Source organism: Bradyrhizobium sp. 33ap4, from assembly GCF_032654765.1.
Classification (GTDB): domain Bacteria; phylum Pseudomonadota; class Alphaproteobacteria; order Rhizobiales; family Xanthobacteraceae; genus Bradyrhizobium; species Bradyrhizobium australafricanum.
On record NZ_JAUMTJ010000013.1, the window covers coordinates 20,048 to 35,709 of the forward strand.

Consider the following 15,662-nt stretch of genomic DNA (forward strand, 5'->3'; position numbering starts at 1 on the left):
GCGCAGGCTATGCTGACCGGATCTCGCGCATTTTTGCCCGGCGGCGGCAAAAGGAGGGCTCATGGACCTACAACCAACAGTGGCCGGCGTTGCCCGTCAGCCGGTTCTCCACTGTCCGAATTGCAGTCACGAAATTCATCTCACCGAGTCGCTCGCAGCTCCTCTGCTCGAAGAAACGCGCAGGCGCTTTCAGGAGCAACTGGCCAACAAGGACGCAGACATCGCCCGGAGGATCGAAGCTTTACGCGAAGAACGCGAGCAGCTGGCGAAGGCGCGCGAGCAGATCGAGGATCAGGTATCAAAGCGGCTCTCGGCCGAGCGAGGCCAGCTAATCGAAGCCGAAGCCAAGAAGGCCCGCCAGGCGGCCGCTGCCGAGTTAAACGCCAAGGAGGCGGAAGCGAGCGAGCTTCGCCTGAGCCTCGCCGCAAACAACGCGAAACTCGCCGAGGCGCAGCAAGCCCAGGCTGACTTGATGCGCAAACAGCGCGCTCTCGACGAAGAGAAGCGCGAACTTGATCTTACCATTGAGAAGCGTGTTCAGGCTTCAATCGCTGACATTCAGCTCAAGGCGCGGCAGGAAGCCGATGAAGCTGCCAGGTTACGCGTCTTGGAGAAAGACCAGACGATCGAGTCCATGTCGCGGACTATCGAGGAGCTAAAGCGCAAGGCCGAGCAAGGGTCCCAACAATCCCAGGGCGAAGTACTTGAGGTCGAGCTCGAGGGCTTGCTCCGCGGCCGCTTCCCGACAGATGTGATTGAACCGGTTGGCAAAGGCGAGCTAGGCGCCGACGTAGTTCAGCAGGTCAACGGCTCGATCAGTCAGTCCGCCGGCATCATCCTGTGGGAGTCCAAACGTACCAAAGCTTGGAGCGATAGCTGGCTGGCCAAGCTGCGCGACGATCAGCGACGGTGCGGCGCCGATATTGCACTAATTATCTCCCACGCTCTACCGAAACACATTGAGCACTTCGACCTGGTCGACGGTGTGTGGGTAGCGCACCCCCGCTACGCCCTTCCCGTTGCGGTGTCCTTGCGGCAGACCTTGATTGAAGTCTCAAGCATGCGACACGTCCAGCAGGGACAGCAGACCAAGATGGAGCAAGTCTACCAATATTTGACCGGCACGAAGTTCCGGCAGAGGGTCGAAGCCGTCGTCGAGAAATTCAACGATATGCGCGAAGACCTCGACAAGGAGCGCAAGTTCATGGGTCGGCTATGGGCCAAGCGCGAGGCTCAGATCTTTGCGATGATCGAATCCACCGTCGGGATGGTCGGTGATCTGCAGGCCATCGCTGGTAAGGCGATGCCGCAGATTCCAAGCCTTGAAGTGCCATTGCTGGAGAATTCGACCGAAATTCACGCAGGGTCCAACGCAGCTGGTTGAAGCTAAGCCAAGTCTTTTGAGAGTACCTGAGCCTACGGCAATCTCGCTCTCACTGACGATGCGGCTACGGTAGCTACCGACTTCACCCCACGCGCTGGGCTCACGTTATTCCGGACAGGAATGGCCACACTCAACCATTGGCTACTTGTGCTCGCGCTCCGGTTGCCGAATGATGTAGGTCGGTTGGGGGTGGAATATTCGTGGCTACTGATTTCATTGCGCTCGACGTCGAGACGGCTAATGCTGACCTCGGAAGTATTTGCTCGATCGGGCTCGTTCATTTTCGGTCGAGCGATGTTTTCAAATCCTTGACGATTCTTGTCGACCCCGAAGACCAATTCGACTCGCTGAATATCGGAATACACGGAATCCGTCCGGAAGATGTCGCCGGTAAGCCAACGATGCGAGAGGTCTTTCCTGCGATACGAGCGTCGCTGTCCGATGTTATCGTGGTCCATCACAGTCCTTTCGACCGGACGGCGATGACTCGCGCGGCAACAAAATGCGGCGCTGGTCCGCTTCCGGGCGTTTGGTTGGATACCTTGCGCGTTGCTCGCCGCGCTTGGCCTCAGCTTAACGATGGCACTGGCTACGGGATCGCTCGGCTAGCTTCCGAATTCAACATTAACTTTTCTCATCATGACGCCGCTGAAGATGCCCGGGCGGCGGGACTTCTGATGCTGCGTGCAATCGCCGACACAGGCTACGGGTTGGACGATTGGCTTAAGCGAGTAGATCTGTCCATATCAGGTCGCGCTCCAGGTCGATTTGCGACCAGCGGCGCCCCCTCGGGACCGTTGGCAGGTGAGACCGTCGTGTTTACTGGCGAACTCAATGTTCCGCGCCGAGTAGCCGCGCAAGCAGCCGCTGCCGCGGGTTGCAACGTCGCGGATGGCGTCAATAAGCGAACAACCATCCTCGTGGTCGGAGACCAAGACTTGCGACGCACCAAAGGAAACGAGAAGAGTTCGAAGCACCGCAAGGCGGAGGAGATGATCCTGGCCGGTACTCCACTTCGAATTGTCGGCGAAAGTGATTTTATGCTGATGGTTGCAGATGGCGCGATCGAGAGTGTGCAGCGTCCAGCGGAAGCTTAGCGCATCTGACTATGGATTGAGTTTGCGTCCGCACCTCCGCAGGGCGCTAGCCGTTGTTGGGAAATAATATGGATACCGTGCACAATCCAGATCGGTTTATGGCTGATCTTCGGCAGATCTTGTCGCAGGGGCGGAAGCGAATTGGCTTGCTTATCGGCGCCGGCGCACCGCTTTCAATCCGCGTTGATGAGGCGGGAAAGCTCTCTCCGAATGGTCAACCACTTATTCCCGGCGTGGATGCCCTTACGAACCAAGTGATCCAGAGCCTTGCTGGGCAGGATGAGATAGCCGCCGACGCGATCCGCAAAGCGCTGCCCGGCGGAGGCAATATTGAGACAATCTTATCACGCGTCCGACTGCTACAACAAGCGCTCGGAACAACCGCTGTTAACGGGTTCGATGGTGAGGGATACCGAACGCTCGGCACACACATGTGCAACGCTATTGGTTCGATTGTCGGCGCAAAACTGCCCAAGGATCGATGCGCCTACCACGAGTTGGTCACGTGGATAAGCGGGACACAACGTCCCCACCCAGTGGAGATCTTCACCACGAACTATGACCTCCTCCTCGAGGAAGCATTCGAGTCCGCCAAAGTCCCCTATTTTGATGGTTTCACCGGTGGGCACGCCCCCTTCTTTGACCCGGTCACGGTCGCCGGCAATGACCTGCCGCCGCGCTGGTCTCGACTATGGAAACTCCACGGCTCGCTCGGGTGGAAGCTTGAAAACGGCGTCGTGGTTCGATCGGGCGGGTACGATTCCACTGAGCTAGTCTATCCGGATCATCTCAAATACGATCTTACTCAGAAGCAACCATATGCGGCCCTCTTCGAGCGTCTGAAGCACTTCCTTCTTCAGCCAGATACGTTGCTTCTGACAGCGGGGTTCTCGTTCCGAGACGCTCATATCTGCGCGTTGCTCGATGAGGCCCTCGCCATGAACGCTAACGCTGCCGTCTTCGCGTTTCAGTTCCAGAGCCTCGATAAGGAAGACGCTGCTTGTGCACTAGGACTCGATCGCCCCAACCTATCCATTTACGCGGCCGATGGCGCGGTGATCAGCGGAGTGCCTGGCAAATGGCGGCCAGGTGATCCTCCCAAAAACTGGTCGGAGATCAGAGCCAGCTTTTGGGGACAGCGATGGGACACCGGCCCCGATGTCTTCCTGCTCGGTGATTTCGCGAGCTTCTGCCGCTTCTGCGCACTGTCTCATTCACCCGACTTGGCTAAGCCGAAGGAGATAATCGAGCAGCAAGACGCAATGGATGCGGCCCAAGGATGACAGGTTCAGATCCTACGTATCTCGGCCGCGTTAGCGCAGTTTCTGGTGCATCGATCACCGTGAAGCTCGCCGAGTCTCTCGCGTCGGGCTTGGCAATAATTGGCGGCCATACCTATCGAGTAGCGCAAGTCGGCAGCTTTGTGCGGATTCCGCTCGGTTATCAAGATTTGTTTGGGGTCGTCGCCGAGGTTGGAGCGACGGCAGCGCCGGCCAATACTCCGATAGAGGAGATAGAAGGCGGCCGCTGGATGCGGGTCGAACTCGCCGGCGAGGCTATCGGAGAACAGTTCGAGCGAGGCCTGAGCCAGCACCCGAACATAGATGACACCGTTCACATCGTAACAGAGCGGGATCTTCGAAGAATCTATGGCAAAGGGGAGCAAGACCACATCAAGGTCGGCACGCTTTCGAGCGCGGAGAACATTACGATCAGGCTTTCACTCGACGGCCTCGTAACCCGCCACAGTGCGATCCTGGGTTCTACCGGGTCTGGCAAGTCGACAACGGTTGCTAGTCTGTTGCGCTCAATCATCGAACCGGCTGAGAGCGGTGGTTCGTCGGGAGCCCGGATTTTGCTTCTCGACGTGCATGGCGAGTATGGAGCCGCGCTCGGCGACGTGGCGAAGATATTTAGTGCGACGCCTCAGCCGGGCGAAGAGCCACTCTTCGTTCCATTTTGGGCGCTCGAGGCGGGTGAATTGCTCGACTTCATCGCAGGTCAACTCAACGACAACCAGACAATCGCCTTCACCGACAAAATTCAGGAACTAAAGGAAGAGAGGGTCAGCAGCGTTGCTTTGCCGGGCCTCGATCCAAGTTCGTTGACCGTCGATAGCCCTGTTCCGTTTTCGCTGAATCGACTTTGGTATGAACTCATTGATTTCGAAACAACGACGTTCACCGGACAGCAGCGCGATCAGCCGGCGTTGGAGAACCCTGGTGATCCGACGTCATTGACGCCACCCAAGTACAAGCCGCATGCAATGGGCGCTGCGGGACCGTTCCTCAATCAATCCGCGCGGGGCATTCGGAGGCAGCTGAATCTCCTCCGATCGCGGATGCTGGACCGGCGGTTCGACTTCATCCTGCACCCCGGCCCTTGGGATCCTGACTTAAAGGGGGTCACCGCTCAAGACCTCGATACGTTGATCCAGGGGTGGCTCGGCCATGAAAAGCCTCTGACGGTACTCGACCTTTCGGGGGTCCCAAGCGCGGTCTTAGTCAGACTAATCGGCTCCATTCTTCGAATTATATACGAGGCTCTCTATTGGAGCCGCGAGAAGACGGAAGGAGGCGTCCTCCGACCATTGCTCGTCGTCATGGAAGAAGCACACCGTTACGTGTCACCTGAAAGCGGCAACGTTGCCGCAGAGATGGTCAAGCGAATTGCGAAGGAAGGACGAAAATACGGCGTAGGCGCGATGCTCGTTTCCCAACGCCCCGCTGAGATCGATGAAACCGTCCTCTCGCAGTGCGGCACCTTAATCGCACTAAGGCTTTCAAACCCGACTGACCGTGCGCGAGTGAAGGGCGCCCTCCCCGATAATCTGTCTGGCTTGATGGATCTCCTACCAGTACTGCGGACGGGAGAAGCGATCATTGCTGGGGAGGCAGCGCGACTGCCGGTCAGATGCCGGGTTTTCCTTCCGCGACGGGAGTATCGGCCGAATAGCCACGATCCGGCCGTGAGCGATGCGTGGCGGAGTCGCCGAGTAGCGGAAGGATACGATCGTGTAGTGGCGTCCTGGCGTGCTCAGCGGACGACGGCGGTCGTCCGAGATCTCAAGATCAATCGAGAGAAAGTGGATGATGATGAAGAGTAGGAGACAAACAAGATGATGCGCGAGCCAGTGGCATCGACCAACATTTCATCGCTGGGCTACGACTCCGCGTCCGAAACCCTTGAGGTCGAGTTCATCTCGGGGGCCATCTACCAGTACTATAACGTTGGGGCTGCGCTCTACGAACAACTCATGACTGCCTCTTCGAAGGGACAATTTTTGAACGCTTACATTAAGAACGCTTATCCGTTCTCCCGAGTTGGATAACCAGCGTCGGCTGTAGCCGCCATCAGGATCCCGCCGACGCAAGATAGGTCAACCAGAGTACTTCAGCCAGCTTGGCTGACTTCTGAGGGTGGTGGCTCAAATCACCGTTGCCAATTCAAGGTATCGGCAAAATGCGTTGGCGAGCTGCATCTGACGAGGCGTTCGACATTCGGCTTCGAACAGACGCGGAGATGCCACCACCAGGCAGATGCACTTCGCACGCGAGGTCGCGACATTCAGCCGATTGGCGCTGTAAAGAAACTCCATACCGCGCGGAGCATCGCTGTGACTGGAGGTTGTCATCGAGCAGATCACGATCGGGGCCTCTTGACCTTGAAACTTGTCAACGGTCCCGACGCGGGCGCCGCGAATGCGCTCCTGGATTTCGGCCACTTGTGCGTTGTAGGGCGCTATGACGAGTATGTCGTCCAGGCCAAGCGGACGCTCTTCGCCCGCCCGATCTATCCATGTCGTTCCGGTCCGCAGGATCTCATCCACGAGGTCGCGAACGCGGTCAGCTTCCTCGGGCGATGAACTCTGATTGCCATCGTGGCTCACCAGCAAATACCGCAGTCCCGCGCCTCGAAGCCTTCCTTCCGATCTGATCGCCTGATTTTCGAGACCCGGGCGCGGATGCAGCCGGCTTTCATAGAACATCTCCGAATTGAAGGCACAGATTAGGGGATGCAATCGCCACGTCTCCGCGAGGAAGAGTCCGCGATCCGCAGGCACCGTCGCGTGTTGACCAAGAATGTGGTCAAGCGACGACACATCGACGCCGTCGGGATGGCTGCCCTGAATCGGCTGCTCAAGTTGCCTAGGATCGCCCAGCAAGACGACGCTTCGTGCGGCCTGGGAGACAGCCAGGACGTTCGCTAGCGACATTTGGGCGGCCTCGTCGACGAAGAGCACATCGACGCATTCCACTGCGTCCGGCCTCGCCCAGAACCAACCAGTTGCCCCGCCCACGTGGCGGTCGGAGTTCAACGCATCAAGAAACGCCGCGTTGTCGGTTGTGAAGCGAAGGCCTGGCAGGTCGTTCTCCTTGTCAGGCAGCTTTTGGATGCATTCGACGCCTCCCCCCTGTTCGCGCGCGGCAACCCTTACCTCATCCAGCAAATTGCGGATGACCTTGTGGGAGTTGGCCGTAATCCCGACCGTCCTTCCTTGCCGCGCGAGTGCCAGAATCATGCGTGCGCCGGTGAAGGTCTTCCCGGCACCGGGTGGGCCCTGGACAGGAAACACGCTTTCTTCGAGTTCGACCGCTATGCGGGTCGCCGCGGCCAATCCGCCCTCCCCGTCGACCTGCAATTGGCCATTCCGCAGGTGCGGAGTGACTGTCATCAGAAGGTCTCGTGCCGCTCGATGATCGCCGTCGCCCTCCATCCCATGATCCGCGACGTATTCGCCGATCCGCATCAAGGCGTCGGCGAGCACTTGAGTGTCGACGAAGCTGTGCGCGAATACCGCCGCTGGATGCAGACCGGCGGTATCCGCTCGCTTCTTGATGTCGATGGTCCGGTCGTCGAGGGAGATCGCCACCACGCGCCCGAACTTCTCGCCGCCCACGCTCCTGAGCTCGTCGTCAGCCCGGATATCCGTGTCCTGTGGAGTGAATGAATACCGGTGGATGGGTGCCTTCGCGGTCCCTCCGCGCGGCTCGAGGAACGTGAGGTCGGCGAGACCATCCCGCTCGTAAAGAAGGTCATCCGTCGATAGGTCACGCAGCCGGAAGTACTCCCACCAGACCGACTTGTTCTCACGACCGTGCCAATCCAGCATGTGCGCCAACAGCCAGCGACCTCGCTGTTCGGAACTCCGCTCGACAACGTCGTCAGGTACGCCTTCCGTGAGACGGGCGACGAGTGCGGCGACCTTCCTCTGGCGATCGTCGAGCTTAGCGCCGATCTCTGCCTCCGAGGGAGCCGGACGCTCGATGTCCGAGCCGTCCGCAACCAGGGCGGCGCGAAGCTTTTCCAACCAGTCCCGAAGCCCCTCGGTGGACGAGCAGTCGTCCCTATTGTAGCCCCGGATGGCCGCTTTATCGTCCTCTGGAACATCGTCCGCATCCGCCATCTCGAGACGCGCCTGAGTGCGTGCCATCGTCGCTCCGACCTCTTCAAGCGGGATGGCTCTGACGAACGAATAGAGCGGCTCAAGCTTCTTGATCGAATAGCTCTCGACACTGGCGCGGATCGAATGACGCACGACTGAGTACAGATCGACGAAGATCTCCGCGCGGAGCAGATCGTCGACCTCGTTCTCGCGTGTAGCGTAACGTCCCATCAGGCGTTTCAGCGCAGCCGGCTCATAGGGCGCGTAGTGATAGATGTGGAGATCCGGATGTTTCTTCAGTCGCTCTGTCACGAAGTCGACGAAGCGCTCGAACGCAGCGCGTTCCTCCTGCCGATTGGAGGCCCAATCACCGACATACTTGCCCGAACCATCTACGTCGGCGAAGACGTAGCCGAACAGAAACTCCAGACCGCCGTCGCCCACGAACGGATCGCCTTCGAAGTCAAAGAAAATGTCGCCCGGCGATGGCGCCGGCAAGCGCGACAATCCGAATCCCGCGACCGGAGGTAGGACTTCGTACAGGACCTGGCCCGCCTGCCTTCCCGCCACCTGTATCCGCGCCTGCTCGCGGACCTTCTCAAAGCTCTTGGCCGCGCCGCGATCCGGTCTCCACTCGAGCGGCAACGGCATCGCCGCTAATCTAGCGGTGGTGTCGACGCCGTGTCTCTCCAACTCACCGATCTGCGACTTACTGATGCCCGCGACGAGCGACATGTGATCGTCCGCCCGTCTCTTCTCGTCGCAATGGAGGCGCCACCGGCAGATCTCGCAGTGCTCGATCGGCTCCGGATACGCGGATGCAGCTTCACCATTGGATACAGCCCGCTCCAGACTTGCCCGCACGTGTCGGTAGTAAGCGGCATAGTCCGAGACCCGATATCGCTCAGGCTCGTAATTTGTCCCCGGAGTCACGACGAACGCCTCATCCGGCTCGAGCCCCTGCATTTCGCGGAGCAGATCCGAGTAGAGCGAAATCTGAAGGACGGTATTTGCCTTCGTTTCTCGGGACAGCTTGGTGTCGGTAACCGCGTAGGACCAGGCGCCCAGTTGGCTCGGCCTCTCGACACGAAGAAGGATATCCGCGCGCCCGCTCCAGCTTCCGCACCGGAGAGCCGCTTGAACGATGACGGGATCGCCCCGGAGCATCGCCTCGGTGGTAGCCGCGAGTGACTTCGTATCAATGCCGATTCCATCGATCGTGGTCGCCGTCAGTCCACTTTTGTTGAGATGATCGACGTAGCCCTGCTCGTGAAGCTCGCCCCGCTCGGCGAGGGTCTCCAACACCGGATCCCAGACGCGCGGCTTCTCCAACTGGCCGTTCGCCACAGCGAGATCGAGTTCGGTCAGGTATCGGCAGTTCAGATGGCCGACCAGGTCGCTCGCACTGAGCGTGAGCCGTTCACCCATCTTTTGCATCGAGTGACTCCTTTGCCATGACCGCTCGTTACCCGCGGTTCGCCGCTATGGAACACCCGCCATGGCAGGAATTTCCGTGACCTTGTCGAGGTTCTGTCTAGCCCAAAGTGATCGTGCCAGGTTGTCGGGAACTTGCTCTCTGAATTTCCCGACCTTGATGTTGGCAACGAATCCCGAAACGTCGTCGGGATCGATCTTCTGCATCTTAGCCAGCTTCGAAAGGATCGGCCGCATTTCGTCCTCCTTGATCTTGGAGACCGAAACGCCGAGTTCGTGCACACCCGATTGCAGCCCGGCCATCGCGAGCGCGGCGCTGAAAACGGCGGTCGCCTGGGATCCGCGCCAGAGAAAGACGTGGAGGTCGCGCTCCTCCGAAACGAGCGATCTCGTTTCCAGTTCGAGCTTTCTAAATGTCTCCCGCCCTTCCGCCAGCAGATCGCGGGCTCTGGCATCCAGGTAGGGTGGCACGTCGTCCGCGAGATAGACCTGGCGCATTTCAGCGACAAGCCGGTCGTGGGCCGGCTCGCCGGCCGCGGGTTCGAAGCGGGGCACGACACCGCCCGGATGGGGAGCGACCACCAGGGTCTTCGTTTGCTCGTCGACGTCCTGCACGATCCAACGTTGGCCTGCGAACACGACCAGACCGTCCTTGTGGACCGGATACGTGATCGGCAACGTTCCAAGCGTCCGTCCGCCCACCGTCAGTCGCCACTCCTCACTCGCCTCAAATACCGCGTAGAAGCTCCGCGACTGGGCAACTTTCTCGCCTTCCTGCCCGAGCATCAGCGTCCCGTCGGCGGCCTGCTCAATGAAGCGGACGGTCGGGCTACCGAGATGGCGCAGTAGCCCAGCGAAATCGGCCGCGGAGATCGCCGAGAACGGTCCAGGCCCGCATAGGAGGGTGTACAGCGGCTTCGGGCCGATGCCGCCGCGCTCAACTATTACGGAGAGGATCTGGTGGATGAGCGTCGAAGCGATTTCAGGAACTGTGCGGGCCTCTTCCACGAACCCTTGAAGCAGAAGTCGCACCACCGCGACGGATCTAATCGTATTGGGACGTAGCCGGTCGAGAATGCCGGATTTCCTGTCAATGTTCGGCTCGCGCAGATAAATGCGCAGGATCGACGGCGCACCCGGCCGTCTACCTGTGCGTCCCAATCTCTGCTTCAGCGATGCCAACGATCGCGGTGCGCCGATCTGGGCAACGGACTTGACCGAACCGATATCGACGCCGAGCTCGAGTGTCGAGGTGCAGACCGCCGTCGTCGGTAATTTGCCCTCCTTCAAGCGGTCTTCGAGTTCTTCGCGGAGCGTCTTCGAAAGGCTCCCGTGGTGCGGGTAGAACTCATTCGGTACGTTCGCCTTCTCCGAACGCCTCCGCAGGCGGTCGGCTGTCGACTCCACCGTCCGCCGCGATCCACCGAAAACGAGGTTATTCTCGCCCCGCAACGTCTCGAACAGATGGTCGGAAATCGAGTCGAGCGCGATGCGGCGCGGCACATCTTGCTCCGCACCGACCGCAGCTCCTTCCGCATGATCGGGATCGTCTAGATCTGGCGGCTCGACGTATCCTCTGACCTGAAGCCGCAATTCGGGCGCGTCCGATTTAGCCTTGAGCGGCTCGACGCGTGCCGGATCGGTCGGGCGCAGCCATGCGCATGCCTGGCCGAGATCGCCGATCGTCGCCGAAAGCCCGACACGTCTGGCGGGTCGCGCCGCCATGGCGTCGATGCGCCGTAGAAGACTTGCGACGTGGAGTCCCCGCGGACCCTGCAGGAAAGCATGAAGCTCATCAACAACAATGAAATCGGCATACGACAGCAGACGTTTTGCGTCGGCCGGACGGCGGATGAACATGGCCTCTATCGATTCCGGCGTGATGAGAGCGATGCCATCCGGCCTGTTCATGGCCTTCTTTTTTTCAGCCTGCGGCGCGTCCCCATGCCACTTGACGACCGGGATCTCCATGCTTTCGCACAATGCCTCGAGGCGACGGAACTGATCGTTGATCAGGGCTTTGAGCGGACTGACGTAGAGGACGGAGAAGCCCGACCCGCTTCGCTCAGCGATCGAGGTCAGAATGGGCAAGAACGCGGCCTCCGTCTTCCCGGCTGCCGTCGTCGCTGATATCAAAATATCGCGGTCGCCTTCGAGCACGGCGAGAATCGTGCGCGCCTGGATCTCGCGCAGTTCGTCCCAGCCTTGATCGCGGATCCAACGACGGATCTTGGGGTGAAGCAGGTGATAGGCCGCCTCAAGTCCCGAGGCGGAAGCTGGTGAGTCCATCGTCATCTCCGGGCTGCGCACCACCCTCAGGCACCATTTCTTCCTGACCCTGGACGTCGGCCGGAACCTGCACGTCGCCAAGAAGATTCTGCCATTTCGTGCCTGGGTTCTGCTCAAGGACGGAGAGCATTTGGACGAAGGCCTTCACCGTTGTCCGTGGGGTCCTGAAGTAGGCTTCTCCGATCCGCTGATCGCAATGGGCCATGAATGCCGTCAACGCCTCGTCGGGGACCAGATATTTGGACGGATCGCCTGCCGCGAAGACCATCCGGATGTTCGATAGAAGGACCAGAAGATCCTCCGGCGTCAGGCTCTGAAGATTGATGACCGGGCCAGAGAGGTCGACGAGACCCTTGGTGGCGAATTGGTTCTCGGCGAGCCGCGACTGTAGCGCTTCGTAGCTGAACAGCCCCCGTCTAGTGTCCATCAGGAACTGGGGCGTTCCGCACATGACGAAGCCGATGTTGGACGTGTTTCCCTGCAACGCGTCGTTCACGATACGAAGGATCTGTTCGAAGTTCGATTTGTGCGCCTGAGCGTTCTGAAGCTTGTAGATATTTACCATCTCGTCGAACATCACAAACAATCCGGCGTAACCCGCAACCTTCGTCAGACACGCGAGGGATTTCAGCGAGTCATACACGCTGTCATCATCGATGATCGTCCGGACCCCGAGCGACTTGTTGGCCTCCGTCTTTGTGGAAAACTCTCCGCGCAGCCAACGCAAGGCCGAGAGCTTGAGCTCGTCGCTCGAGGTCTCACTGCCGCGCCAATAGGCCTTGAGCACCGTCGCGAAATCGTAGCCACCGACGAACTCCTGGATCGGCGCCAACTTCTCGTCGATCACCTTCTCGACAGGAACCTGCCGCTCTCCGGCTTCCTTGACTGCGTCGGTGACGAGCCTCTCCACGACTGCCGCCAGGGCGCCACCCTCGGGCTTAGTCCTCGTGGCCATGTTACGAACGGCTTCTGAGTACAACGCTCTCGCTTGGCCACCGCTGGCGTGAATACGGCGGTCGGGCGCCAAGTCAGCGTGAACGGTCACACATTTCCGCTCAAGCGCGATCAGCCTGATCAGGTTGGCAAAAAACGTCTTACCGGCGCCGTAGTCGCCGATTACAAATCTGACGGTCGCCCCGCCATCCGCGATGCGGTCGATATCACGCAGCAACGCTCCGATCTCCGCCGCTCTGCCGACTTGAATGTGCGGAAGACCGACGCGTGGCACCACGCCAGCGCTGAGCGCCTGGATGATCGTGTCCCGTTCCTTTGGTTTAATTGTCTTCGGCGCCTTGCTCATGCCGTCGTCTCTCTCAGTTCAGCCAGTCGGTCCCGCATATGCGGAACCATGATGATATCTTCGCCCTCTTCAAGCAGCGGCTCATCGAAGCGATCGAAGGACCAATCGTTGATGCGCTCGATGGCACCGTCCGCGAGGAGCTTCATTGCGCGGGCCCGCTCGTCGAATTCGGCCCGTGCGATCGTCCCCTTCAGCTCGAGGAGTTCGACGAGCTCGGTATGCGGGTTGTCCAATCCTTCGAATGCCGCCCTGTTCACGGCGGATACCACTGGCGTCTCGACCGGCGTCGGCGCCTGCTCCTCTTCAAAGATGTTCGCCAGGAGTTCCGAAACCGCGGCCGTCTCCCGCTGCGTTCGCGCGAGACGCGCGGCATCGATGTTGATGCCGGGAGCCGGAGGCGGCACGGCCGCCGAAGCCGCTGCGGCGGCCGGCTTCTCCTTCGGGATCGGCACGCCGGCCTCGCGTCTCTCAACCGATAGCGGCACCGGTTCGTCGGCTCGAGGAACGGTCCTATGTAGCTCCGAATAGGCGCGTTCCTTGGGGAGTCCCAACGCTTTATGGAGCTTCTCGAGAAATTTGACTTCGTCCGGTCGAACGTTCTGGTCGCCCCCGACAACGGCGACTGCGGCGTCTGCGATGGCCTCCCGTTCGGCCTCGCTCCGTTCCGCCAAACGCTTCATGACTCTCGACAGCTTCGGCGGATTGTTGAAAATTGTGACGGCGAACGCGATGAGACGGGCTCGCTCGATCGCGCCCAGGTCCTTTCCATCCCTTATCCCCGCGATCACCTGCGACATCTCCTCGTTCGAGGACTCGCCATCCGCCGCCGCTGCCAGAACCGCGACCTCGACCTTGGCCTTCATCGTCCGATAGGCCATGCGCTCTGGGTCGACCGGTCCGCCGCCAGGCGCCTTAAACAGGAAGATCTGATCCTCCGGTTGCGGAACGGCGCCGCCGAACCGTCGGTCCGGCTCGATAGCGATATCGAGACGGTCGAGCACCTGTCCGAGCTGGTCAGCGAGCCCAGATGAGACCTTGCCATTCTCCGGAAGCTCGAAGTTGGCAGAGCGCAGGATCTTGCCCATGGTCGTGCTCGCGCGGTTTTGGCCGCCCATGATCTCCGACAGTCGTTCACCGAACAGACGTAGCGCCTCGAAACCGACTTCGGACAAGAGATCCGGCGGAAGCAGAAGCGCCGCCTGCACCGAGTTGCGTGCATCGGGCTGGCGGCCGAGGAGCCGGCTGAAGCCGTCCAGTTCGTCGGTACATTCTTGCACGAGACGCCTCAATGGTTCGAGGGATGTCGTTACCTTCACGACGTCCGGATAGGCACGATGTGGTCCATCGATCGAGACCCGGAACGCGCCACTTGCGGCGTTGTAATGAAGGTCGACGTTACCGGAGGTCGCGACACGGAAGCCGTCCGGGAGCGCATTGCGGAAGCGCAGATGCCATAAGACCACGAATTCATCGAAGCATCGTACGGCCGCCGTTCGTAGATACACATCCGGCAATGCCAGAGCCCAGAGAAGTGCATCCTCCGACGGGACGGTCGGCGATTGCGCAAGACGTCGCCCAAGATGGAGGCGTACCGAAAGGTCCATATCGGCAGAGTGCGACCGCTCCGCCGATGGTTGTGGAACGTCGAGCGGTATGCCGGCGGCACATCGTGCGACCTCCACGAACCGCCTTCCGTAGCTTTGAAAGGATTCGCTATCGACACGGGTCGAAAGTAGCCTCTCGACCTCGGCGATGAAGTCCGGCGCACTCGCGAGGTCCCGGTCGACGAAGAGTCTGTGCTCTAGTCCGTAGAAGAACACAAACACGTGGCCGATGCCGTATGAATCAGCGCGCCGATCGGTCGACATCCAATCGAGGAACGCCCGCCGCGACGCTGGCGGAACGTCTGCATAGGATGGCCAGTACGGCATGGAATCGCCGCTAACATCCGGCCTCGACGCCACTGCGGTGAGCTTTGGATTGACGACGTAGCCGTCGATTTCGTGTCCTTCGAAGAAGAGAGCTTCTCCAAGATAAAACCGTCCGGCGCTGATAGTGACGCCCTGGATGGTGACCGGCTGTCCTGGCGGCACCCATCTGGCCGATCCTGGACTCCGGCGCGTCCGAGCAGCCGCCGAGGGAATTTGCTCGACGTCCTCCTCACCTGGTTGAGCAAGAGGCGCAGGAGTGCGCTGTACGCTGTGTTGATCGGTCGTGGTCTTCTTCCGGTCGCCCCTTGAGAGCAGGTAGACGAGGAGTAAAATCAAACCGGACACCGCACATACGGTCACGACCGCAGCCAAGTTTTCCATGACAAAACGGTAGGCCGCGCTGAGAGCCGCGTAGAGCACGACCAGCACGATCAGCAAGCCCATTCCTGCCGAAGACCCGCCCCTGCGCCGCCCCATATCTCCGTCAGTCCAAGATGCCGCCGTCCGTTCGTTCAGCAATAGCGTGTGACAGCGGGGAAGTACAATCGCCCAAGGTCGTAGCCCGCGATCTTACGTGCTGGCCGCAGACAAAAGCGGCTTTCGCGAATCGAGCAGCGCGAAGGAATGGGAAAGCTTGGGGAAGGCCGCGCGAACTGGGTACGGCTGGTGCCTCCGCGAACGAGGGCCCGGCATGCTCGACAGTCAACTAAAGCGCGGCCGAACCCAAACGCCATTCAAGTGATTGATTTAACTAACGAAAAAAAATAACATTCGATCTGGCTTGGCGAAAGAAACAGCGCCCAAAAGGGCCGCCCGTTCCCACTTCGCATGCTAGGGGAGA

The 15,662-nt window shown here is 60.0% G+C and carries 9 protein-coding genes; 5 read left to right on the forward strand and 4 right to left on the reverse strand.

The window, feature by feature from the left end; translation table 11 throughout:
• Nucleotides 1-61: 61 nt before the first annotated feature.
• The 5 genes from Q2M23_RS11970 (at nucleotide 62) to Q2M23_RS11990 (ending at nucleotide 5,812) form a co-directional block, all read left to right on the forward strand.
• Nucleotides 62-1,384, forward strand: a complete 1,323-nt coding sequence (locus tag Q2M23_RS11970; RefSeq protein WP_316395699.1) for a DUF2130 domain-containing protein — start codon at nucleotides 62-64, stop codon at nucleotides 1,382-1,384.
• Between the two features lie 200 nt (nucleotides 1,385-1,584).
• Nucleotides 1,585-2,481: an exonuclease domain-containing protein gene (locus Q2M23_RS11975; protein ID WP_069279557.1), complete on the forward strand. Its 897-nt coding sequence runs from the start codon at nucleotides 1,585-1,587 to the stop codon at nucleotides 2,479-2,481.
• 68 nt (nucleotides 2,482-2,549) lie between these two features.
• Complete coding sequence (locus Q2M23_RS11980) at nucleotides 2,550-3,764, forward strand: SIR2 family protein (RefSeq protein ID WP_316395700.1); 1,215 nt, start codon at nucleotides 2,550-2,552, stop codon at nucleotides 3,762-3,764.
• A complete protein-coding gene (locus Q2M23_RS11985) occupies nucleotides 3,761-5,587 on the forward strand; it encodes an ATP-binding protein (RefSeq protein ID WP_316395702.1) in 1,827 nt (608 codons plus the stop codon). Before Q2M23_RS11980 ends, Q2M23_RS11985 begins: the two co-directional genes overlap by 4 nt.
• 15 nt (nucleotides 5,588-5,602) lie before the next feature.
• Complete coding sequence (locus Q2M23_RS11990; RefSeq protein WP_245324891.1) at nucleotides 5,603-5,812, forward strand: KTSC domain-containing protein; 210 nt, start codon at nucleotides 5,603-5,605, stop codon at nucleotides 5,810-5,812.
• A 96-nt stretch (nucleotides 5,813-5,908) separates the two neighbouring features.
• Here the strand turns inward: Q2M23_RS11990 and Q2M23_RS11995 are convergent, their stop codons facing one another.
• From Q2M23_RS11995 to Q2M23_RS12010, 4 genes are read right to left on the reverse strand one after another with little or no spacing between them, the layout of a single operon-like run.
• Nucleotides 5,909-9,304, reverse strand: a complete 3,396-nt coding sequence (locus Q2M23_RS11995; RefSeq protein WP_316395703.1) for a TM0106 family RecB-like putative nuclease — start codon at nucleotides 9,302-9,304, stop codon at nucleotides 5,909-5,911.
• A gap of 45 nt (nucleotides 9,305-9,349) precedes the next feature.
• Nucleotides 9,350-11,590, reverse strand: coding sequence for a DEAD/DEAH box helicase (locus tag Q2M23_RS12000; protein ID WP_316395704.1), 2,241 nt, complete (start codon nucleotides 11,588-11,590; stop codon nucleotides 9,350-9,352).
• The gene (locus tag Q2M23_RS12005) at nucleotides 11,559-12,890 is read right to left on the reverse strand and encodes an ATP-binding protein (protein ID WP_316395706.1); all 1,332 of its coding nucleotides are present in this window, start codon (nucleotides 12,888-12,890) and stop codon (nucleotides 11,559-11,561) included. Before Q2M23_RS12005 ends, Q2M23_RS12000 begins: the two co-directional genes overlap by 32 nt.
• On the reverse strand, nucleotides 12,887-15,265 hold the full coding sequence (locus tag Q2M23_RS12010; RefSeq protein WP_245314014.1) for a TerB N-terminal domain-containing protein: 2,379 nt from the start codon (nucleotides 15,263-15,265) through the stop codon (nucleotides 12,887-12,889). Before Q2M23_RS12010 ends, Q2M23_RS12005 begins: the two co-directional genes overlap by 4 nt.
• Between the last annotated feature and the right edge of the window lie 397 nt (nucleotides 15,266-15,662).